General features: G+C 69.5%; 18 protein-coding genes and 1 pseudogene. 10 read left to right on the top strand and 9 right to left on the bottom strand.

Annotated features, from left to right (window positions below; all coding sequences use genetic code 11):
- Positions 1–98: 98 nt before the first annotated feature.
- From ACO2Q2_RS15050 to ACO2Q2_RS15030, 5 genes are all read right to left on the bottom strand, one after another.
- Entirely contained in the window at positions 99–1,556 is a 1,458-nt protein-coding gene (locus ACO2Q2_RS15050; RefSeq protein WP_423256804.1) for an O-antigen ligase family protein, read from the bottom strand.
- Positions 1,557–1,645: 89 nt separating this feature from the next.
- Complete coding sequence (locus tag ACO2Q2_RS15045; RefSeq protein ID WP_423256802.1) at positions 1,646–2,809, bottom strand: glycosyltransferase; 1,164 nt, start codon at positions 2,807–2,809, stop codon at positions 1,646–1,648.
- A gap of 63 nt (positions 2,810–2,872) precedes the next feature.
- The gene (locus tag ACO2Q2_RS15040) at positions 2,873–3,079 is read right to left on the bottom strand and encodes a zinc-finger domain-containing protein (RefSeq protein WP_423256800.1); all 207 of its coding nucleotides are present in this window, start codon (positions 3,077–3,079) and stop codon (positions 2,873–2,875) included.
- Between the two features lie 154 nt (positions 3,080–3,233).
- Positions 3,234–3,818, bottom strand: a complete 585-nt coding sequence (locus tag ACO2Q2_RS15035) for a YceI family protein (RefSeq protein WP_423256798.1) — start codon at positions 3,816–3,818, stop codon at positions 3,234–3,236.
- Between the two features lie 62 nt (positions 3,819–3,880).
- Positions 3,881–4,474: a malonic semialdehyde reductase gene (locus ACO2Q2_RS15030; protein WP_423256796.1), complete on the bottom strand. Its 594-nt coding sequence runs from the start codon at positions 4,472–4,474 to the stop codon at positions 3,881–3,883.
- 138 nt (positions 4,475–4,612) lie between these two features.
- On the opposite strand from ACO2Q2_RS15030, the gene ACO2Q2_RS15025 reads away from it, so the two are divergent.
- The gene (locus ACO2Q2_RS15025; RefSeq protein WP_423256794.1) at positions 4,613–5,581 is read left to right on the top strand and encodes a mitochondrial fission ELM1 family protein; all 969 of its coding nucleotides are present in this window, start codon (positions 4,613–4,615) and stop codon (positions 5,579–5,581) included.
- On the opposite strand, the gene glnE is transcribed toward ACO2Q2_RS15025, so the two are convergent.
- Entirely contained in the window at positions 5,572–8,418 is a 2,847-nt protein-coding gene (gene glnE, locus ACO2Q2_RS15020) for a bifunctional [glutamate--ammonia ligase]-adenylyl-L-tyrosine phosphorylase/[glutamate--ammonia-ligase] adenylyltransferase (RefSeq protein WP_423256792.1), read from the bottom strand. The two genes, ACO2Q2_RS15025 and glnE, sit on opposite strands and share 10 nt — an antisense overlap.
- Positions 8,419–8,552: 134 nt before the next feature.
- On the opposite strand from glnE, the gene ACO2Q2_RS15015 reads away from it, so the two are divergent.
- A complete protein-coding gene (locus ACO2Q2_RS15015) occupies positions 8,553–10,454 on the top strand; it encodes an LTA synthase family protein (protein WP_423256790.1) in 1,902 nt (633 codons plus the stop codon).
- Between the two features lie 136 nt (positions 10,455–10,590).
- On the opposite strand, the gene ACO2Q2_RS15010 is transcribed toward ACO2Q2_RS15015, so the two are convergent.
- Positions 10,591–11,580 (bottom strand): Fic family protein, encoded by a 990-nt coding sequence (locus ACO2Q2_RS15010; RefSeq protein WP_423256788.1) that lies wholly within the window; start codon positions 11,578–11,580, stop codon positions 10,591–10,593.
- A 560-nt stretch (positions 11,581–12,140) separates the two neighbouring features.
- Here ACO2Q2_RS15010 and ACO2Q2_RS15005 point away from each other — a divergent pair.
- A pseudogene (locus ACO2Q2_RS15005) lies at positions 12,141–12,948 on the top strand (ABC transporter transmembrane domain-containing protein); the annotation flags it as partial.
- A gap of 210 nt (positions 12,949–13,158) precedes the next feature.
- Here ACO2Q2_RS15005 and groL read toward each other — a convergent pair.
- Both groL and groES read right to left on the bottom strand, forming a co-directional pair.
- Positions 13,159–14,808: a chaperonin GroEL gene (gene groL / locus ACO2Q2_RS15000; RefSeq protein ID WP_423256786.1), complete on the bottom strand. Its 1,650-nt coding sequence runs from the start codon at positions 14,806–14,808 to the stop codon at positions 13,159–13,161.
- 126 nt (positions 14,809–14,934) lie between these two features.
- Positions 14,935–15,228 carry a co-chaperone GroES gene (gene groES, locus ACO2Q2_RS14995; protein ID WP_423256784.1) on the bottom strand — a complete coding sequence of 98 codons (294 nt, stop codon included), beginning with the start codon at positions 15,226–15,228 and terminating at the stop codon, positions 14,935–14,937.
- A gap of 226 nt (positions 15,229–15,454) precedes the next feature.
- Here groES and cutA point away from each other — a divergent pair, with 226 nt between their 5' ends.
- From cutA to accC, 7 genes are all read left to right on the top strand, one after another.
- Positions 15,455–15,799, top strand: coding sequence for a divalent-cation tolerance protein CutA (cutA, locus tag ACO2Q2_RS14990; protein WP_423256782.1), 345 nt, complete (start codon positions 15,455–15,457; stop codon positions 15,797–15,799).
- A 43-nt stretch (positions 15,800–15,842) separates the two neighbouring features.
- Entirely contained in the window at positions 15,843–18,014 is a 2,172-nt protein-coding gene (locus ACO2Q2_RS14985; protein ID WP_423256780.1) for a protein-disulfide reductase DsbD family protein, read from the top strand.
- Positions 18,014–18,553 carry a TlpA family protein disulfide reductase gene (locus ACO2Q2_RS14980; RefSeq protein WP_423256778.1) on the top strand — a complete coding sequence of 180 codons (540 nt, stop codon included), beginning with the start codon at positions 18,014–18,016 and terminating at the stop codon, positions 18,551–18,553. Before ACO2Q2_RS14985 ends, ACO2Q2_RS14980 begins: the two co-directional genes overlap by 1 nt.
- Before the next feature lie 151 nt (positions 18,554–18,704).
- On the top strand, positions 18,705–19,166 hold the full coding sequence (gene aroQ / locus ACO2Q2_RS14975) for a type II 3-dehydroquinate dehydratase (protein ID WP_423256776.1): 462 nt from the start codon (positions 18,705–18,707) through the stop codon (positions 19,164–19,166).
- 69 nt (positions 19,167–19,235) lie between these two features.
- Positions 19,236–19,697, top strand: a complete 462-nt coding sequence (gene accB / locus ACO2Q2_RS14970; protein WP_423256774.1) for an acetyl-CoA carboxylase biotin carboxyl carrier protein — start codon at positions 19,236–19,238, stop codon at positions 19,695–19,697.
- Positions 19,698–19,714: 17 nt separating this feature from the next.
- Positions 19,715–20,095, top strand: coding sequence for a four helix bundle protein (locus ACO2Q2_RS14965; RefSeq protein ID WP_423256772.1), 381 nt, complete (start codon positions 19,715–19,717; stop codon positions 20,093–20,095).
- Between the two features lie 52 nt (positions 20,096–20,147).
- The gene (gene accC / locus ACO2Q2_RS14960; protein WP_423256770.1) at positions 20,148–21,515 is read left to right on the top strand and encodes an acetyl-CoA carboxylase biotin carboxylase subunit; all 1,368 of its coding nucleotides are present in this window, start codon (positions 20,148–20,150) and stop codon (positions 21,513–21,515) included.
- Positions 21,516–21,572: the final 57 nt, after the last annotated feature.

Below are 21,572 nucleotides of genomic sequence, written 5' to 3'. Positions count from 1 at the left end.
CAACGCCGGCTTGCGCCCGCGCTTTACGTCACTGCGCTTCTTTTGTTCCATGAGAACCGTCCGCTCGTGAGACCTACGGCAGATTCTACAGGTTTGTTTTATTTTGTCGACACCCTCTCAGAGGCTGGGAAAAATTCGACCGCCGTAGCGAGAGCGCCGCCAAGCGTTCGTGACAAGGCGCGTTGTGGGCAAATCCGGGGAGTTTGGTGAACCAAATGACCCGGATTTGCCCACAGCGCGCCGCCGGCACGGGCGTTTGGCGGCGGTCGCAGTAGGCGGGCGATTTTTTCACAGCCTCTCACCTCCTCGTCGGGCAACGCGCCCAGCGCGGCGCACCACAGGCCGAGCAGCCAGGCAAACAGCAGCCCCCACCAGGCCGAATAGAACGCCAGGTGGGTGTTGAGCGGAAACAGCATCACGCCGAGCGCCACCGTCACCGGAAATGCCTGCGCCCGTGCGACCGCACCCACGCGACGCCAGTAGCGCAGCGCCACCGCCAGCGCAGCCAGCCACAGCGCCAGACCGATCGCGCCGGTCTCGGCCAGCACTTCCAGCACGATCTGGTGCGCGTGGCAGGCACCCTCGCCCACCCCGCAGGACTCGCTCACCACGAAATGGTCGTTGGCCGGCGCGTAGTGCGGATAGGCATAGCGGAAGCCGCGCACGCCCACCCCGTTGAGCGGATGCGCCGCGACCATGCGCAGGCTCGCGTGCCAGATGTCGAGCCGGCCGCTGAGCGCCACGTCCACGCCCTGCTCGCTGCCGCCGAACGCCGCAATGGTGCGCTCCATGCGCGCATGGAAGCGCGGCGAGGTCTGCCACGCGATCGCCCCGGCCAGCGCCACCACCGCCGCGGCGCCCGCGCCGAACAGCGCGAAGCGGCGGAACGAGCCCGCCTCGCGCCAGGCGAAGGCCAGCACCACCAGGCCGTAGCACAGCCAGGCCGCACGCGCCCCGGCGAGCAGCACCGGGCCGAGCAGCAGCACCGCGACCAGCCACATGACGCGCGCGCCCCAGCGCTCGCGCGCCGCCCACAGCGCGAACGGCGACAGCACCGCCAGCGTCGGCCCGAGCTTGAGGTTGTCGGCGCCGAAGATGCCGGAGATGCGCTCGGCCTCGGCGTGGCCGCCCAGGCTCCAGCCGGTCAGCGCCTGCACCCAGGCGTCCAGCGCCCACAGCGCGATCACCGCGGCCACCGCGACATACATCAGCTGCACGCGCGACACCCGTCGCAGCGCGAAGCAGGCGTACAGCCCCAGCGGCGCGAAGCGCAGCAGCCCGGCCACGGTGGTCCAGCTCTTGCCCGGCGCCACCGCATCGAACGCGGAGATCAGCGCCGCGCCGACGTAGCCGGCCAGGATCAGCAGCAGGCAGCGCGCGCCCTCGTGCTGCTCAAGCGCGCGCGGATCGCGCAGGAACAGCATGACCGTGCCGAACAGGCACAGCGCCGTGCCCAGCTCGGCGCTGCGGCCGAACGGCAGCAGCGCCACCACCAGCCAGAACGGAAGCAGCGGCGAGCGCAGGGCCGCACGCAGGGAAGCGGAAAACGAGGTCATGTACGGGCCAGCGCGAGGATCACCGGCATTGTAGGCGAGCCGCCGCCCGCCGCGTGGGCGTGCGGCGGCAGGCGTGCGGCGGTGGCCGATCAGTCGGCCGATTGCGCCACCAGTTCGTCGTACAGCGCCAGCGTGGCCTGCTGCATGTCGGCCAGGCGGTAGCTCTGCAGCATCGGGATCGGCGGTGCCACGCGCAGCAGTTCGGCGGCGCGCTCCACCAGCTTTTCGCGATCGCCCAGCGGCACGCGGCCGGCCGGATACAGCTCGGCCAGCAGCTCGCCCACGCCGCCATGGGCATAGCCCAGCACCGGCCGGCACAGCGACAGCGCCTCGACCACCGTGCGGCCGAACGCCTCCGGCCTGTTCGACAGCTGCAGGATCAGCGCGGACACCGCGAAGATGTCGCGCACGTCGTCGCGCGGCGGCGACAGCACCACCTGCGCCTGCAGCCCGCGCTGGCGGATCAGCTCGCGCAGCTCCTGGGCGTAGGCCTCGCGTCCCGGCTCCAGCACGCCGAGCAGCAGCAGTCGCGTGCCGACGCCGCGATCGCGCAGGTCGGCGACCAGCTCGATCGCGTCGTGATGTCCCTTCAGCCGCGTGCCGCGCGCCGGCAAGGTGAGCAGCGGCGCACCGGCCAGCTGCGGAAACTGCGCGAAGAAGGCCGCCTGCCAGGCGTCGTCGGGACGGTGGCCGTAGGGGAACGCCTCCGGGTCGATGCCCCGCGGGATCACCCGCACGCGCGAGGGCTCCAGCCAGCGGTAATGTCCGAGCACATGGGCCCGCACCGTCTGCGACACGGCGATCACCCGCTCGCCGCGCAGCAACACCGCGCTGTAGCGACCGGGCGAGTTGAGCCCGTGCACCGTGGTGACGAAATGCGGCTTGCGCGCCAGTCCGCGGATGGCCCAGCGGCCCATCCACGCCGGCATGCGCGAGCGCGCGTGCACGATGTCCGGATCGATCGCCTTCAGCGCCCGGCGCAGCGCGCCGATGCGGCCCAGCGTGGCGAGCGACTTGCGTCCGATATCCAGCGTGATGTGCTCGCTGCCCTCGGCCTGCAGGCGCTCGGTGAGCCGGCCGCCGGCCGAGATCACCACCGAGCGGTGACCGGCGGCCACCAGCGCACGACCGGTCTCCAGTGCCGATCGCTCGGCACCGCCGGAATGCATCGCCGGGATCAGCTGAACCACGGTCAGCGAACGGACGGTGCGGTGGACGGCAGCGGACATGGTCTCGGGCATGAGGGCCTTCATCCCTGGAGGCAAGCAGCGATCGTGCCGGAACCGGGTTCCGGTGACGGAATTCGCCGCCGCGGTTCAGTCGCGCAGGACGTAATGCGCGCCGCAATAGGGACAGGTGGACTCGCCGCCGTCGTCGACGATGGGCAGGTACACCTTGGGATGGGAGTTCCACAGCGCCATGCCCGGCATCGGACAGGACAACGGCAGGTCGCTGTGCGTCACTTCGTAACGATTTTGGGCATTCGCCGGGATCGGCGTCGCCGCGGAGGAGGGGCGCGACATGGGGGCTCCGGACAGGAAAGTCGAGCCACCCATGGTAGCAGCCCGCCGGGCGATCGAAGCTGGCGCGGCTGTCTGCGGCGCACGCCGGGCCGCCCGAAAAGGAATGGCCGCACCGGTGCCGGCGCGGCCGCTTCGAGCACGCAACGGCAGCGGTTTACTTGGCCTTGCCGGCCTCGGCCTCGGTGGTGATGCGGATGTGCACTTCGTCACTCACGTTCGGCACGTAGGCGCCGATGCCGAAGTCCGAGCGCTTGATCGTGGCGGTGGCGTCAAAGCCGATCGCCGGCACCTTGAGCATCGGCTGCATGCCGACCTTGTTGAGCGTGGCGTCGAGCACCACCGGCCTGGTCACGCCGTGCACGGTGAGGTCACCGGTGACCTTGAACCGGTTGCCGCCCAGCGGCTCGACCCGGGTGCTCCTGAAGGTGACCTCCGGGTATTTGCCGGCGTCGAAGAAGTCGGGCTTCTTCAGGTGCTCGTCGAGCGCGCTGACATGGGTGTCGAGGTTGATCAGCGGCAGGGTCACTTCCACACTGGATTTGGCCGGGTGGGCCGCGTCATACACCAGGGTGCCCGCACCAATGCCGAGGTTGGCGGTGGGGTTGGAGAAGCCGAAGTGGTTCCAGCTGAACAGCACCATCGTGTGGTTCGGATCGAGCTTGTAGGTGACCGGTGCTGCCTGGGCGGCGAAGCCGGCACCGAACAGGGCGGCGAGGGCGAGGACTTTCATGGTGCGCATGGATGGACTCCTGGCGAGAGGTGAACCGGCGCGCGGCGCCGGGGGATCGGATGGTCGGGCAATCAGGCGATCAGGCAGGCTTCGTCGAACGACAGCCGCGGGCTGCGCGGGAACAGGTCGCGACTGGCGTCGCCGTAGCCCATGTTGATCAGGAAGTTGGACTTGATCGCCGTACCGGCAAAGAACGCGGCATCGACGCCGGCGTTGTCGAAGCCGGACATCGGGCCGCAATCCAGGCCCAGCGCGCGCGCTGCCAGGATCACGTAGGCGCCCTGCAGCGTGGCGTTGCGGAACGCGGTGGTGTCGATCAGCGCCTGGTTGCCTTCGAACCAGCTCTTCGCATCGGCATGCGGAAACAGCCGCGTCAGCTTTTCGTGGAAGGCGTGGTCGTTGGCGACGATCGCCGTCACCGGCGCGGCCAGCGACTTGGCGCGATTGCCCTCGGACAGCAGCGGCGCCAGCTTCGCCTTGGCTGCCTGCGACTTCACGAACACCAGCCGCATCGGCGAGCAGTTGGCGCTGGTCGGGCCGAACTTCACCAGTTCGTACAGCTGGTGCAGCTGGGCGTCGGTCACGTCCTTCGGCAGCCATGCGTTGAAGGTGCGGGCACTGCGGAACAGCTGGTCGAGGGCGGTATCGGAAAGCATCTCGCTCATGGGTATCCTTCGGTAGGCGTGACGCGCCGATGCTGGCGCAACAAGCGCTCAGTGTACGTGTGCCGCTGCGCCAACAGGACCCCACCCGGTGGAACGAACTGTGCACATTCCAGAAACAATCGCCGCGATCGCGCCCGCATGCTGAGGGCCGCCGGCGAGTGCTGGGCGATCACCGACGAGGCCGCCGGCAACCAGCGCCAGGCGCTGGCGCTGGCCGGCGCACTGGGCCTGCCGGTGCGGCACCTGGTGCTGGAACCGCGCGCGCCATGGTCGTGGCTGGCGCCGCGCCTGCTGGCCGGCGGACGGCTGGCGTTGCCGGCGGCGCAGCGCGAACTGTTCGCGCCGCCGTGGCCGCACGTGGCGGTCGGCTGCGGCCGTGCCGCGGCGCTGTTCACCCGCCTGCTGCGGCCGCTCTCCGCCGGCGCCTGCCACACGGTGCAGATCCTCGATCCGCGCATCGACCCGACGCACTGGGACACCGTGATCGCCCCCCGCCACGATGGCCTGCACGGCGCAAACGTGCTCACGCCGCTGGGCTCGCTGCATCCGATCGACGAAGCCTGGCTGGCCGATGCGCGGCAGGCGTTTCCCCGGCTTGGCGAACTGCCGCCGCCGCGCGTGGGCGTGCTGCTGGGCGGACCGCGCAAGGGCATCGCGCTCGATGCGCGCTACGCCGAGGCGCTGAGCCAGCGGCTGCGCGCACTCCATCAGCGCGACGGCGGCAGCGTGCTGGTGGTCGCCTCGCGGCGTACGCCCGCCGCGCTGGCGGAAATGCTGCGCCGCCAGCTGGACGAGCTGCCCGGCCTGTGCTGGCGCGACGCCGCGGACGGCGCCAATCCCTACCCCGGCGTACTGGGCTGGGCCGATCGGCTGGTGGTCACGCCGGACTCGGTGAACATGCTCAGCGAAGCCTGCGGCGTCGGCTGCCCGGTGGAGACCGTGGTCACCGCGCCGCTGCCGTCGCGCATCGCGCGGTTCCATCGGGCACTGCGCGCGGCGGGCTATCTGGCTGACGGTGGCAATCCCACGGCACCGCTGCGCGAAACGGCACGGCTGGCCGCACAGGTGCGGGCGCGGATGACGGCCGGCGGCGACGCTCAACCGTAAAAATCGAACCCCAGTGCAACGGTGACTTCCTGCACCGCGGCGGCGAGCGCGGCCAGCGCGTCGTCGCGCGCGTCGATGCGCGAGCGCAGATCCAGCGTGCAGGTGAGCGCCCGCTGCAGCAGCTCCGCATGCACGCGGGTGAACGCCGCGGCCTGCGCCGCGTCGAGCAGGCCGGCCGCACGGCAGGCGTCGATCAGGCCGGCATTGCCGGTGACCTCGAGCAGCGCCGGGTGCGACGCGGCCGCGGCCAGCACCAGCCCCTGCAGCGCGAATTCGATGTCGAGCAGGCCGCCCTGACCCTGCTTGAGGTCGAAGCGCGCGTCGTCGGAGCGGTCGCGCTCGGCACGCCAGCGCTTGCGCATGCTGGACACCTCGGCCAGCACCGCCGCGCGCTCGCGCGGCGCGCCGAGGATCTCCCGCCGCAGCGCCGCCAGCTCCCGGTGCAGCGCCGGATCGCCGGCCACCGCGCGCGCGCGCAGCAGCGCCTGGTGTTCCCATGTCCAGGCGCGCCCGCGCTGGTAGGCGGCGAACGCGTCGAAGCTCGATACCAGCAGACCCTTGGAGCCGTCCGGACGCAGCCGGGTGTCCACTTCGTACAGGCGGCCGGCGCGGGTGAGCACGGTGAGCCAGTTCATCACCCGCTGCGCCAGGCGCTGGTACCAGCGCGAGCCTTCCAGCGGGCGCGCGCCATCGCTCATCGCGGCGGCGCGGCGGCTGTCGTAGACGAACACCAGATCCAGGTCCGAGGCAAAGCCCAGTTCCTCGCCGCCCAGGCTGCCGTAACCGAGCACCGCGAAGCCGGAGCCCTCGCCGGGCAGCCGGCCGTGCTGCACCGTCAGCTCGCGCTCGGCCAGCGCGGTGACCGCCACCACCACCGACTCGGCCAGCGCGGCGAGCCGGCGCGCGGTCGACACCGCATCGGCGCGTCCATCGTTGAACGCCAGCCCCAGCCGGAACGCCACGCTGGCCTTGAGCTCGTTGATGCGTTCGAGCTCGGCCTCCGCCTCGCGCTCGTCCAGCGTGCCCAGCACGCGGGTGATCTCGGCGCTGATGTCGGCACGCTTGAACGGCAATTGATCGATGCGCGGATCGAGCACGTCGTCCAGCAGCAGCGGCTGGGCGATCACCCGCTCGGCCAGGAAGGCGCGGTCGGCGAACAGCCGCGCGAGGCGCCGGCGCGCCGCCGGCTGCTCTTCCAGCAACGCAAGATAGGAAGACCGCCGCGCCACCGACTGCACCAGCTGGCACAGGTGCAGCAGGCAGGCCACCGGTGCGGCGGTCTGGCGTGCGGCGATCAGCACCTGCGGCATCAGCCGGTCCAGCCGTTCGCGCGAACCGGGCGACATGGCGCGCACGTTGGCCGCCTGCGGCAGCTTGAGCAGCGCATCGGCCACCGCGTCGCCGGGCACGAAGCCGGAGGCCTCCAGCTCCGCCGCCGCGAGCGTGCCGGCGCAGGCCGCCTGCCACAGCGCGGCATCGGCCACCGGTACGCGAGCCGCGCGGCCACCCTGCGGCATCAGCACGGCGGCGAATTCCTCACTGACCACCGCGCGATGGCCGGCCAGCTCGGCCTCCAGCGCCGGCCAGTCGGGATGGCCCAGGCCGCGCGCGATACGCTCGCGGCTGAGCGCGTCCTCGGGGATGTCGTGGGTCTGCGCGTCGCGCAGCATCTGCACGCGGTTCTCCACCCGGCGCAGGCAGACGTAGGCCTCGCGCAGCGCACGCGCACGGACCGCGGGAATGTGCCCGCGCGCCTCGCAGGCGGTCAGCGCCGGCAGCAGGCCGCGCACGCGCAGTGAGGGCTCGCGGCCGCCGCGGATCAGCTGGGTGAGCTGCACGATGAACTCGATCTCGCGGATGCCGCCGGGGCCGAGCTTGAGGTTGTCGGCCAGATCCTTGCGGGCGACCTCGGCGTCGATCAGCGCCTTCATCTCGCGCAGGCCGGCAAAGGCGGTGTAGTCGAGGTACTTGCGATAGACGAACGGGCGCAGCAGCTCCTGCAGCTGCTTGCCGGCCGCGCGGTCGCCGGCCACCGCTCGCGCCTTGATCCACGCGTAGCGCTCCCAGTCGCGACCTTCGCTCTGGTAGTACTGCTCCATCGCGGCGAACGGCAGCGCAAGGCGGCCGGCGCTGCCGAACGGGCGCAGGCGCAGGTCGACCCGCGCGCAGATGCCGTCCAGCGTCGGCTCGTTCAGCAATCGCACCAGCTGGCGCACCAGCCGCACGAAGTATTCGCTGTTGTCCAGGCTGCGCGCGCCGTCGCTCTGGCCGGACTGCGGGTAGGCCAGCACCAGGTCGATGTCGGAGGAGAAATTCAGCTCGCTGCCGCCGAGCTTGCCGAAGCCGACCACCACCAGCCGCTGCGCGCTGCCGTCCGCACCGCGCGGGTGGCCGTAGCGGGTCGCGAACTGGCGTTCGCACCAGGCCAGTGCCTGTTCCAGCAGCACCTCGTACAGCACGCTGGTGTCCGACAGCGTGGCCGGCAGGTCGTCCAGGTCGTTGACGTCGCGGAACACCAGCCGCAACGCCTCGGCACGGCGAAACCGGCGCAGCAGCGCCAGCGTCTGCGGCTCGTCGTCGGACAGGCGCAGGGCCTCGACGCGCGAGGCGGCGTCGGCCGGCGAACGCAATCGCTCCAGCCCGGCCGGTCCGAGCAGCTGCGGCTGGCTGCGCCATACCTCGAAGGCGAAATCGCTGGCCAGCAGGGTGCGCCGGATCCGCTCGGCCACGCCGGCATCGTCCTGCACCGCCACGCCGGCCGCGCGGCAGGCGGCGGTGAGCTGGGTGTAACGGTCGTCGATCAGGGCGCGCAGGGCGGGCGATTCGGAGATGGTCATCCCGGCATTGTGCCGCACGCGGCACGGCGCAGCGGCCGGAAGCGGGACGTACGGGCAGCGCCAGCGCCCCCATGAAAGGTTCATGTCCGGTCGATTACTCTCGCGCGTCAGTTCCATGACAGCCGCAGGACGCCATGGCCTCCGTCCTCACCACCGCCAGCATGTCGCGCCGCCCATGGCAGGGCACGCTGGTGCTTGCCCTGATGACACTCGCCTTCGCGCTGCTCACCGGGCTGATCGACGGCGGCGTGGGCGTGGCGCCGCAGCGCTTGTTCGACCAGCCGGTGTACGTGCTGGCCAACGCGCTGCCGGGATTGCTGCTGGCCGGCGCCCTGCTGGCCTTCACGCGCCGGGCGGTGCTGTCGTTCGGGCTGGCGTTGGCGGCGGAGGGCACGGTGTATGCCGTCAACCAGCTCAAGGTGGCCAATCTCGGCACGCCGCTGATCCCCGCCGATTTCTGCATGATCGGCCAGCTCGACAAGGGCGGCAGCCACGTGCTGGGCGCCTACCTGCCGCACAGTCCATGGCCCTACCTGGCGATGCTCGCGGCGGTCGTCCTGCTCGTCGCGCTGTGGCGCCGCGAGCCACGCCTGCTGCCGCGGCGCCCGCACATGCCACGGCTGCTGGCCGGCACCGCATCGCTGGCCCTGCTGCTGACGCTGATCGCCGGCGCGACGCCGTGGACGCGGCTCTACAACGATCGCACGCTGTGGCTGGAGCCGTGGTCGGCCACGTCCACCGCCACCCACTCCGGGCTGCTCAGCGCGCTGATGCTCTACCGGTTGCACTACGGACACGGCGCCCGCAAGCCCGATCCGGCGGCGGCGCGCGAACTGCTCGGCCGCGCCGACGGCGTGTTGCGGCGGCAGGCGGTCGCCGGCGTCACGGCCGACGAGGGCCTGCCCGACATCGTGGTGGTGCAGAGCGAATCGTTCTTCGACCCGCGCCTTCTCAACGGCTACCGGCACGCGCGGATCACGCCGAATTTCGACCACCTGGCCCGTCGCGGCACGTCCGGCGCGCTGCACGTGCCCACCTTCGGCGGCGGCACCATCCGCACCGAGTTCGAGGTGCTGACCGGGCTGTCGCTGCGCTATTTCCCGGACCTGCAGTTTCCCTACCTGCAGCTCAACGCGAAGGTGGTGCCCGGGCTGGTGCGCACGCTGCGTTCGAACGGTTACGAGACGGTGGCGATCCACGGCAACGATCCGTCGTTCTGGAACCGCACCAGCGCGTTCAAGGCGATCGGCTTCGACCGCTTCGTCTCGCAGTCGGCCTTTCCTGCCGGCACCGCCAACGACGGCCAGTACATGGCCGATCGCGGCATGACCGACGAGATCCTCGCCCAGCTCAAGAGCAGCGGCCCGCCGCAGTTCCTGTTCGCCATCAGCATCGAGGCGCACGGTCCGTACGACACCATGCCGGCCGACCCCGCCGAGCGCGACGCGATGCCGGTGCCTGCGGGCATCACCGGCAAGGACAAGCTGGAGCTGCAGAATTACCTGTACCACATCCATCACGCCGACCAGGAACTGGGGCGCCTCGCCGACGTGCTCGCCAGGCGCGAGCGCCCGACCCTGCTGCTGTTCTACGGCGACCACCTGCCTGCGCTCACCCATGTCTTCCAGCGCACCGGCTTCGTCGACGGCGGCAACATGCTGAGCGAACCGGGCACCTGGCTGCTGGTCGATCCGCGCAAGGCGGCCGGGCCGCAGCGCACGGCCGTGGCCTCATGGATGCTGCCCGGCCTGCTGCTGCAGCGCGCCGGCATCCGCGACGACGGCTATTTCGCGCTGACCCGGCTGGTCGGCCCGGAACTGGCCGCGCTGACCCACGCGCCTGGCGCCAGCCCTGCCGTGGAAGATGCCAGGCTGACACGCGTGGACCGCGACATGGCCAGCGTGTCCCAGTTGCGGCTGGATGGAAAACTCGATGCGCTGCTGTCGGCAAACAAGCGCGCCGTGGCCCACCGGACGGACGCTCCCGGGCGCGAACCCCGGCTCGATCCCCGCCTCGGGACCGGCACCGCACACTGAGTCTCGCCGCAGCCATGCAGTGCGCCCGGTACCGCGGGTCCACGGCACCTGCCGGCCCGGGGAGGCAGACCGCGCACACCGCCAAGCAGAGGCTGAGAAAAATTCGACCGCCGTAGCGAGAGCGCCGCATCCGACGTCAACCCCGCGATCCTGCCGACGCCCCTTCCGCGGCGTCGCCCGGCTCGACGAACAGTTCGATATACGCCTGGTAGCGGAACAGCCGGTTGCGCCGGTAGCCGGTGGCTTCCATCAGCACGCCCCGTTCCACCAGCCGCGAGACCAGGTTGTTGGCGGCGGTGTAGGTGGTGGTGGTCAGCGCCTGTACGTCGGCGACCGAGACGATCGGGCGCTGGTATAGATGTTCCAGCACCTTGTGGCCGTTGCCGGCGGCGCGGCCGAGCCCGGCGGTGACCCTGGCCCGATGATCCTCGCGCAGGGCGAGGATGCGCCGCGCGGTTTCGGTGGCTTCGCGGCTGACGCTGGCCACGCCGCGCAGGAAGAACGCCAGCCAGCCTTCCCAGTCGCCACCGTCGCGCACGGCCTGCAGCCGCTCGTAGTATTCGGCGCGGTGCTGCTTGAAGAAGTGCGACAGGTACAGCACCGGCTTCCCCAGGATCTCGCGCTGGCACAGCAGGAAGGTGATCAGCAGGCGGCCGACGCGACCGTTGCCGTCAAGGAAAGGATGGATGGTTTCGAACTGCGCGTGCGCCAGGCCGATCTGGATCAGCTGCGGCAGGTCGCTGTCGGCATGCAGGAAGTTCTCCAGCGCGCCGAGCGCAAGCGGCACTTCGTGTGGCGGCGGCGGCACGTAGCTCGCTTCGGTCAAGGTGCAACCGCCGGGGCCGATCCAGTTCTGCGAGGTGCGCAGCTCCCCTGGCGTCAGTCGCATGCCGCGCACGCCCTGCAGCAGGTGCAGGTGGATTTCTCGGATCAGGCGCACCGACACCGGCAGTTCCTGCAGTCGCTGCAGTCCGTAGTTCATCGCGGCCACGTAGTTGACCACCTCGCCGACGTCGCGCGGACGATCCGGCGCCAGGATATGTACCTCGGCCGCCAGCAGATCCTGCAGCGAACTCTGCGTGCCCTCGATCTGGCTGGACAGCACGGCCTCCTTGCGCACGTACATGAAGACGAACAGGTCGGGGTTGGGCAGGAGCCATCGAGGCGACCGAGCGCGCGGTCGGCCAGCGACAGCAGGGTCTGCAGTTCACCGTCCAGCCGCACGGGCGGCTGCGGCGGCAGTGGCGCGGGATAGAAAGCGCGATAGCCGGTGGGCTGAGCGATGTAGCGCCCGGCGCGGTGACGCACCGCTTCAGCGCTGGCGTGGGGATCGGGCACATTCATGCGAGGTTGCCTTGCATATGGCGCAAATCCTCGCCCATATTCAACGTAGCCTGCAATATAAAGATGATTTGGCTCTGTATACAAGGCAGCCCGCGACACGGAAACCCGCGCCTCATGGCGGCATGCCACCGATGATTTCCGACAGCAGGCCTTCGGTCTCCTGCTCCAGCGCCCGGATATCGGAACCTCAAAAAACACGAAATAAGGCTCGTCATCCCCGCGAAAGCGGGGATCCAGTGACTCCAAGGCCCTGAAGAACAAAGACACTGGATTCCCGCTTTCGCGGGAATGACGAACAAAGAGCGGTTTTTCGAGGTTCCCCTATAGGGATCGAGATAGCGCATGGATGCTGCCGAGACTGCCGACGAGGCAGTCACCCACCACCTGCCAGACGGCGCCCAGACCGCCCGATCGGACAATGTCGTCGGCGACCAGCCGCTGCAGGGCCTGGTTCTCCTGGCCCAGTTCCATGGCATCGCAACGGACGCCGACCAGCTCCGCCACGAGGCGGGCCGGGGATCGGATTCTTTCGACGAGACAGCACTGCTGCTCGCGGCGAAGCGGCTGGGCCTCAAGGCCAAAGTAGTCCGACAACCTGCCGAGCGCCTGGATCGCGTCGCGCTGCCGGCGCTGGCGCTTCGCAATGACGGTTCGGCCTTCGTCGTGGCCAAGGTGGGCGACGGCAAGGTGCTGATCCATGACCTCTCGCTGCAACGCCCCTGCGTCCTGACACGGGACGAGCTCACGGCGCGCTACGACGGCCGGCTGCTCACCGTGGCCTCGCGCGCCTCCCTGGTGGCAGAACTGGCCAAGTTCGACTTCAGCTGGTTCATTCCGGCGGTGGTGCCACATCGACGTGGAGCTGGGTGCCCGCCTGTTCCGGCACATCCTGGCGCTGCCACTGACCTACTTCGAATCGCGTCGCGTGGGCGACACCATCGCTCGCGTGCGCGAACTGGAGAACATCCGCAACTTCCTGACCGGGCAGACGCTGACCCCGGTGCTGGACCTGCTGTTCACCTTCGTCTTCCTGGCGGTGATGTTCTTCTACAGCGGCTGGCTGACTTTGATCGTGGTGATCTCGCTGCCGCTGTACGCGATCTGGTCGGCGTCCATCACGCCGACCCTACGCGCACGCCTCAACGAGAAGTCTCTCATGGCGAGCGAATCGGTCGCACCGATGGATACGTTGAGCGCCCAAGGTGGAGCCGATTCTGGATCTTCTCTGCTTTCTCGCTCTAGAGGGAGCCACCAGCCACTTCTGCGGGGTTTCCCTGGGTGGACCCGACAGGACGAACCCAAGGAAAAACCCCGCCGAGGCGGGGTTTTTCGTGGGTACAGCACAGCGGTGCGGCAGGACTCAGAAGTCCATGCCACCCATGCCGCCCATGCCACCGCCCATGCCGCCGGCGGCGCCGTGGCCTTCGTCCTTCTTCGGCGCTTCCACCACCATCGCTTCGGTGGTGATCGCCAGGCCGGCGACCGAGGAGGCGTGCTGCAGGGCCGAGCGGGTCACCTTGGTCGGATCCAGGATGCCCATCTCCACCATGTCGCCGTACTCGCCGGTGGCGGCGTTGTAGCCGAAGTTGCCGGTGCCTTCCTTGACCTTGTTCAGCACCACCGACGGCTCTTCACCGGCGTTGGCGACGATGGCGCGCAGCGGGGCCTCGAGCGCGCGACGGGTGATCGCGATGCCCAGGTCCTGCTCGTGATTGTCGCCCTTGAGGCCCTCGACGGCCTTCAGCGCGCGGATCAGCGCCACGCCGCCGCCCGGCACCACGCCCTCTTCGACGGCTGCGCGCGTGGCGTGCAGGGCGTCTTCGACGCGGGCCTTCTTTTCCTTCATCTCGATCTCGGTGCCGGCACCGACCTTGATCACCGCCACGCCGCCGGCCAGCTTGGCCACGCGCTCCTGCAGCTTCTCGCGGTCGTAGTCGGAGGAGGTCTCCTCGATCTGCGCCTTGATCTGGCTGATGCGCGACTGGATGCGCTCCGCTTCGCCGGCACCGTCGATGATGGTGGTGTTTTCCTTGGTGATCACCACGCGCTTGGCGCGGCCCAGATCGTTGATGGTGGCCTTCTCCAGCGACAGACCCACTTCCTCGGAAATGACCTGGCCGTTGGTGAGGATCGCGATGTCTTCCAGGATCGCCTTGCGACGGTCGCCGAAGCCCGGCGCCTTGACGGCGGCGACCTTGACGATGCCGCGGATGGTGTTGACCACCAGCGTGGCCAGCGCCTCGCCTTCCACTTCCTCGGCGACGATCACCAGCGGCTTGCCGGCCTTGGCGACGGCCTCCAGCACGGGCAGCAGCTCGCGCACGTTGGAGACCTTCTTGTCGTGGATGAGGATGTACGGGTCGTCCATCTCCACCTGCTGGCTCTGCTGGTTGTTGATGAAGTACGGCGACAGGTAGCCGCGGTCGAACTGCATGCCTTCGACCACGTCCAGCTCGTTCTCCAGCCCCGAGCCTTCCTCGACGGTGATCACACCTTCCTTGCCGACCTTCTTCATCGCGGTGGCGATGATGTCGCCGATGTTGGCGTCGGAGTTGGCCGAGATGGTGCCGACCTGGGCGATCGCCTTGTCGTCGGCGGTCGGCTTGGACAGCTTCTTCAGCTCGGCCACGGCGGCGATCACCGCCTTGTCGATGCCGCGCTTGAGATCCATCGGGTTGATGCCGGCGGCCACGGCCTTGAGGCCTTCCTGGATGAACGCCTGCGCCAGCACGGTGGCGGTGGTGGTGCCGTCACCGGCCACATCGGAGGTCTTGGAGGCGGCTTCCTTGACGATCTGCGCGCCGATGTTCTCGTACTTGTCGGCCAGCTCGATCTCCTTGGCGACGGACACGCCGTCCTTGGTGATCGTGGGGGCGCCGAAGCTCTTCTCGAGCACGACGTTGCGGCCCTTGGGGCCCAAGGTGACCTTGACCGCGTTGGCCAAGGTGTTCACGCCCTTGAGGATGCGCGAGCGGGCGTCTTCACCGAAGCGGACTTCTTTAGCTGCCATAACTGAAAAACCTCTTTGAAAGATGGGAATGGGAAACTGGGAACGTGTGGAGTACGGAGCGGTGGGGAATGCGCGCTTCGAGCGCTGCACGTCCCCTGTTCCCCGTGACCTGTTCCCCGCCCTGGATCAGCCTTCGATCACGGCCACGATGTCGTCTTCCTTCAGGAAGACCAGCTCTTCGCCGTCGATCTTGATTTCCTGGCCGGCGTACTTGCCGAACAGCACGGTCTCGCCTTCCTTCAGCGACATCGGGCGGACGTTGCCGTCTTCCAGGATGCGGCCGGTACCGGCGGCAATCACCTTGCCGCGGGTCGGCTTCTCGGTGGCGCTGTCGGGGATCACGATGCCGCCGGCGGAGACGCGCTCCTCTTCCAGGCGCTTGACGATGACTCGATCGTGCAGCGGACGCAGTTTGCTCATGGGTGGCTCCAGCTCATGGGTGGTTGACGAAAAAGGTTCCCGGACCGGCGCATTGCTAGCACTCGCCGTCGGTGAGTGCCAATTTTAGCGCCGCACCGTGCCTGTGCAAGCGTTCGGTGGGGGTGCGTGCGAAGTTGGGCCGTAACCGCCGGTTATCAAGAGCGAATCCTGAGCGCATGGGCCAGCCCGCTTGCTAGGCTGGCCACTCTGCACCGGTCCCACCGCCATGCCTGACGACATCCTGCTCTGCCTGAGCACCTGCCCCGATCCCGCCACCGCCGCGGCGATCGCCGGCGTGCTGGTGGATGAATCGCTCGCCGCCTGCGTCAACCAGCTGCCGGGGGTGCGCTCCACCTACCGCTGGCAGGGCGCCGTACACACCGATGAGGAGGTGCTGCTGGTGATCAAGACCACCGCCGGGCGCTTCGACGCGCTGAAGACGCGCCTGCTCGCCCTGCATCCGTACGAGCTGCCGGAGCTGGTGGCGCTGCCCGTGACCGACGGTCACGCGCCCTACCTGGACTGGGTGCGCGCGCACGCCGCGGCGGCGGCAACGGCCTCTCGTCCATAATGCCGTCCTGCCCGGCCCCGCCGGCCCTGCACCTGGAGTCATGATGCCTTCCCTGCCTTCCGGACGGCTCGCCGCCCGCCTGCTGCTCGCCCTCGTCGCGCTGCTGGCCGGTGTGCCGGCGTTCGCCCAGTCCGGCCAGGATCTGCTGCCGGTCACCGAGGCGTACAAGCTCAGCGCCGACGCCAGCCAGCCGGGCGTGCTCAAGCTGCACTGGACGATCGCGCCGGACTACTACCTCTACCGTGGCCGCATGAAATTCACCGCCGGCGACGGCGTCACCCTGGGCGCGGCGCAGTTGCCCGACGGCGAGAAGCACCATGACGAATACCTCGGCGACGTGGAGACCTACCACCACGGCGTCGATGCGCAGATTCCCTACACGGTGGCCGCCGGCACCGCGCGGCTGACCCTGGCCGTGCAGTACCAGGGCTGCCACGAGGTCGAGCCGAAGATCTGCTACCCGCCGCATACCGAGAAGCTGGACCTGGCGCTGCCCGCCGGCGTCGGCGTGGCCGCCGCCCCCCCGCAGGATTTCGGCGCGGCGCTGCGTGCCGTCGACGCCGGCCATGCACTGGGCGCCGGTTCCGCGGCGCTGCCGCCAGAGCAGGCGTTCCGCGTCGAGGCGCTGGCCACCGCACCGGATCGCCTGCTGCTGCGCTGGACGATGGCCAGGGGCTATTACCTCTACCGCGACCAGACCGCGCTGAGCGTGCCCGATGCGCCCGCGCTGAAGCTGGTGCCGGCCTGGCCGGCCGGCGCCGCGCACCAGGACGAACACTTCGGCCAGGTCACGGTCTACTTCGACCAGGTGGAGGTGCCGGTGGGCATTGCCGGCAACCTGCAGGGCCGCCGCCAGCTCACCGTGCAGGCCACGTTCCAGGGCTGCCAGGACGGCGGCATCTGCTATCCGGTGATGAGCCGCACGCTGCAGGTGGAGCTGCCGGCCGGCGCAGCCGCCGGCAGCGCATCATCCGGAACCGACGGCGGCCCCGCCGCGCCCGCGCCGGACACCGGGCTGCTGCTGGCCTTGCTGCTGGCCTTCGGCGGCGGCCTGATCCTCAACCTGATGCCCTGCGTGCTGCCGGTGCTGTCGATCAAGGCGGTCAGCGTGCTGGAAAGCGGCGAGAGCCCGGCGCGCGCGCGGCGCCATGCGCTGCTCTACACCGCCGGCGTGCTCAGCAGCTTCGCCGTGGTCGGCGGGGTGATCGTCGGCCTGCGCTCGGCCGGCCACGCGCTGGGCTGGGGCGCCCAGTTGCAGCAGCCGCTGGTGGTGGCGGTGCTGGCCTGCGTGATGTTCGCAGTGGGCCTGTCGATGTCCGGCGTGGTGCAGTTCGGCGCCTCGCTGGGCAACACCGGCGCGGCGCTGGCCGATCGCGCCGGCCCGGCCGGCGACTTCTTCACCGGCGTGCTGGCGGTGGTGGTGGCCAGCCCGTGCACGGCGCCGTTCATGGGCAGTGCGCTGGCCTACGCCTTTGCCGCGCCGATCGCCGCGGCGCTGGCGGTGTTCCTGATGCTGGGCATCGGTCTGGCGCTGCCGTTCCTGCTGGTGGGCCTCGTGCCTGCGCTGGCGCGGCGGCTGCCGCGGCCGGGGCGCTGGATGGAGACGCTCAAGCAGGTGCTGGCGTTCCCGATGTATCTCACCGCGGTGTGGCTGGCCTGGGTGCTGGCGCACCAGCGCGGCGCCGACGCGATCGGCCTGCTGCTGGTGGCGATGGTGGTGCTGGCGATGGCGCTTTGGTGGTTCGAGCGCAGCCGCGGCCGCGGCGCATTCAGCCGCGCGCTGGTGCTGGTGCTGGCCGTGCTCACGGCGGTGCCGCTGTATTACCTGGCCCGGGTGCCCGCGCCCACGCGTGCCGACGCTACGGCTGAGGGCGTCGTCGCCTACAGCCCGCAGAAGCTGGCCGAGCTGCGCCAGGCCGGCACGCCGGTGTTCGTCGACATGACCGCCGACTGGTGCGTCACCTGCAAGGCCAACGAGCACGCCGTGCTCGACACCGACGCCTTCCGCGCATTGCTGGCGAAGACCGGCGCGGTCTACATGAAGGGCGACTGGACCGATGTGAATCCCACCATTGCCGCCTTCCTGCAGCAGTACCACTCGCCCGGCGTGCCGCTGTACGTGGTGTTTCCCAGGGGCGGTGGCAAAGGCAAACAGCTGCCGACCGTGCTCACGCGCGGCATCGTCGAGCGCGCCCTCACCGAGGCCAGCCGCTGATGTTCAACCGCTCGACCTGGATGATCCTGCTGGTGGCCGCGCTGGCCGCCGCGCTCGGCGGTTGGCTGCAGCACCGCAGCCGCCTCGCTCACGTGCCGGCCGGCGTGACGGTGGCGGCGGTCGGCTCGCTGGCGCCGGATGTGCCGCTGACCGGCCTGGACGGTCGCGCACATCGACTCGCCGACTACCGCGGCCACCGCGTGCTGCTGAACTTCTGGGCCAGCTGGTGCGGCCCGTGCCTGGACGAGATGCCGGCGCTGGATCGCGCGGCCCGCGCGCATCCGGACACCACCGTGCTGGGCATCGCGATGGACGAACCGGCCCGCGTGCAGGCCTTCCTCGCCGCCCACCCGGTGGGCTACCCGGTGCTGCTGGGCCGGCTCGGCTCGCCCAGCACCTCGCTGCAGTTGGGCGACACCGCGGAGATCCTTCCCTACAGCGCACTGCTCGACGCGAATGGCCGGCTGCTCGCCACCCGCCGCGGACCGCTGGACGCCGCCACCCTGGATCGCTGGCTGTCCGTCGGTCCGGCGGATTGAACTCGCGGACCGACGGACATACGTCCGCGCACGGTTTGACGAGGACTTCTCCGCCAAACATCGCCGATCTGCGGCGAACTGGACAAGCTCTGGCCGGACCCGCACACTGCACCGCTCCCGGGCCCGTCCGGCCTCCCGCGAAGGCAGTCGCATGGCGAAGATCCTGGCCCTGCATGGCCCCAACCTCAATCTGCTGGGTGTGCGCGAGCCGGACATCTACGGTCGCGAGACGCTCGCCGACATCAACGCCGCGCTGGCCGAGCAGGCGCAGGCCGCGGGTCACGAGCTGGGCTGGTACCAGTCCAACGCCGAGCACGAGCTGATCGGCCGCATCCACCAGGCGCGCGACGACCAGACCGCGCTGATCGTGTTCAACCCCGGCGCATTCACCCACACCAGCATCGCCCTGCGCGACGCGCTGGCCGCCGTGGCCATTCCGTTCATCGAGGTGCACCTGTCCAACGTGCACGCCCGCGAGCCGTTCCGACGGCACTCGTACCTGGCGGATCTGGCCGTGGGCGTGATCGGCGGTTTCGGCAGCGACAGCTACCGGCTGGCGCTGGACGCGGCGATCCGCCGCCTGGCCCGGGCCGACGCCCAACCCATCCGCTAGCCGGCAGCGCGCCGGCTCGCATCCTTTCCGGCCGCCCGCGGGCGGTAACCCTGCAAGAAGGTTTGTCCCATGGACCTGCGCAAGATCAAGAAACTCATCGACCTCCTCGAGGAGTCCAACCTCGCCGAGCTGGAGATCAAGGAAGGCGAGGAAGTCGTTCGCCTGTCGCGCGTGCCCAAGGGCGGCGTCGCCGTGGCCGCGGCGCCCGCACCGGCAGCGGTGGCGCCGGCTCCGGTGGCTGCCGCGCCGATCACCGCTCCCGCGGCCGAGCCGCCGGCCGCCGATGCGCTGCCGGCCGGCCACGTGGTGAAGGCGCCGATGGTCGGCACCTTCTACGCCTCCTCCACGCCGGGCGCGGCGGCGTTCGTCAAGGTCGGCCAGCAGGTCAAGGCGGGCGAGACGCTGGGCATCATCGAGGCGATGAAGATGTTCAATCAGATCGAGGCCGAAGTCAGCGGCACGGTGAAGGCCATCCTGGTCGAGAACGGCCAGCCGGTGGAATTCGACCAGCCCATGTTCGTCATTGCCTGAGGGGCCGGGAATCGGGCATGGGGATTCGGGATTCGTCACCGCGGCCACACGAGCGACTGGAGGTGTGGCGCGATGCGATTGATCTCGTCGAGCAGGTCTACCGGATCAGTGCGGAGTTCCCCGATTGCGAGCGCTTCGTGCTCACCGCCCAGCTTCGACGCGCCGAGATCAGCGTGCCGTCGAACATCGCCGAGGGTGCAGCAAGGCGATCGCGGCCCGACTACCTGCGGTTTCTCTCCATGGCCCGTGGCTCCCTTTCCGAACTGGACACCCAACTGCAGATTGCCGAGCGACTTGCCTATGTTCCCGAGATGCCTGAATCCATCGAGCTGACCGACCGGGTCTTCGCCAAGCTCAACGCACTCATCCGATCCATCCAGGCGAAGAGCGGTGACTGATGCAACGCCGCAAGCCCCTCTTCCGAATCCCCAATCCCGGATCCCGAATCCCATGCTAGAAAAAGTCGTCATTGCCAACCGCGGCGAGATCGCGCTGCGTGTGCTGCGCGCCTGCCACAGCCTTGGCATCAAGACCGTGGCGGTGCATTCCACCGCCGACCGCAACCTCAAGCACGTGGGCCTGGCCGATGAGGCGATCTGCATCGGCCCGGCGCCCTCGACCGACAGCTACCTCAACATCCCGCGCATCATCGCGGCGGCGGAGATCACCGACGCCCAGGCGATCCACCCGGGCTACGGCTTCCTGTCCGAGCGGGCGGACTTCGCCGAGCAGGTCGAGCAGTCCGGCTTCATCTTCATCGGTCCCACCGCCGACGTGATCCGCCTGATGGGCGACAAGGTCGAGGCGATCAAGGCGATGAAGGCTGCCGGCGTGCCCTGCGTACCCGGCTCCGGCGGGCCGCTGGGCGACGACGTGGATACCAATATCAAGATCGCCCGCGAGATCGGCTACCCGGTGATCATCAAGGCCGCTGGCGGCGGCGGCGGTCGTGGCATGCGCGTGGTGCGCACCGAGGCCCACCTGGGTAACGCCATCACCATGACCAAGCAGGAAGCCAAGGCGGCCTTCGGCAACGACATGGTGTACATGGAGAAATTCCTGGAGAACCCGCGTCACGTGGAAATCCAGGTGCTGGCCGACGGCCAGGGCAACGCGATCCACCTGGGCGAGCGCGACTGCTCCATGCAGCGCCGCCACCAGAAGGTGGTGGAGGAAGCCCCGGCCCCGGGCATCACGCCCGAGCTGCGCGCCGAGATCGGCAAGGTCTGCGTCGATGCGTGCATCCGCATCGGCTACCGCGGCGCCGGCACGTTCGAGTTCCTGTTCGAGAATGGCCGCTTCTACTTCATCGAGATGAACACCCGCATCCAGGTCGAGCATCCGGTGACCGAGTGGATCACCGGCGTCGACCTGGTGCGCGAACAGCTGCTGATCGCCGGTGGTGAGAAGCTGTCGATCCGCCAGGAAGACATCAAGATCACCGGCCACGCCATCGAGTGCCGCATCAACGCCGAGGACCCGGACAACTTCCTGCCCTCGCCCGGCACGGTAAAGCGCTTCGAGGCACCGGGCGGCCCCGGCGTGCGCGTGGACACCCACCTGTACGACGGCTACCGCATCCCGCCGAACTACGACTCGATGATCGGCAAGCTGATCGTGCACGGCCCGGACCGCGCCACCGCCATCGCGCGCATGCGCCTGGCGCTGGCCGAGACGGTGATCGAAGGGGTCAAGTGCAACATCCCGCTGCAGCAGCGCATCATGGCCGACGTCGGTTTCCAGCAGGGTGGCCAGAACATCCACTACCTGGAAAAGCGCATGGCCGAGCAGAAGGGCCACCCGCCCGAGGATCACTGACGCCCCCGTAGGAGCGCACCCTGTGCGCGAACGCTCTTGGCTTCTTGGTAAACCGGA

The organism is Dyella sp. KRB-257 (assembly GCF_049445995.1).
GTDB lineage: Bacteria > Pseudomonadota > Gammaproteobacteria > Xanthomonadales > Rhodanobacteraceae > Dyella_A.
Note: the sequence above shows the minus strand (reverse complement) of the source record. Positions and strands in the feature narration are given on the sequence as shown.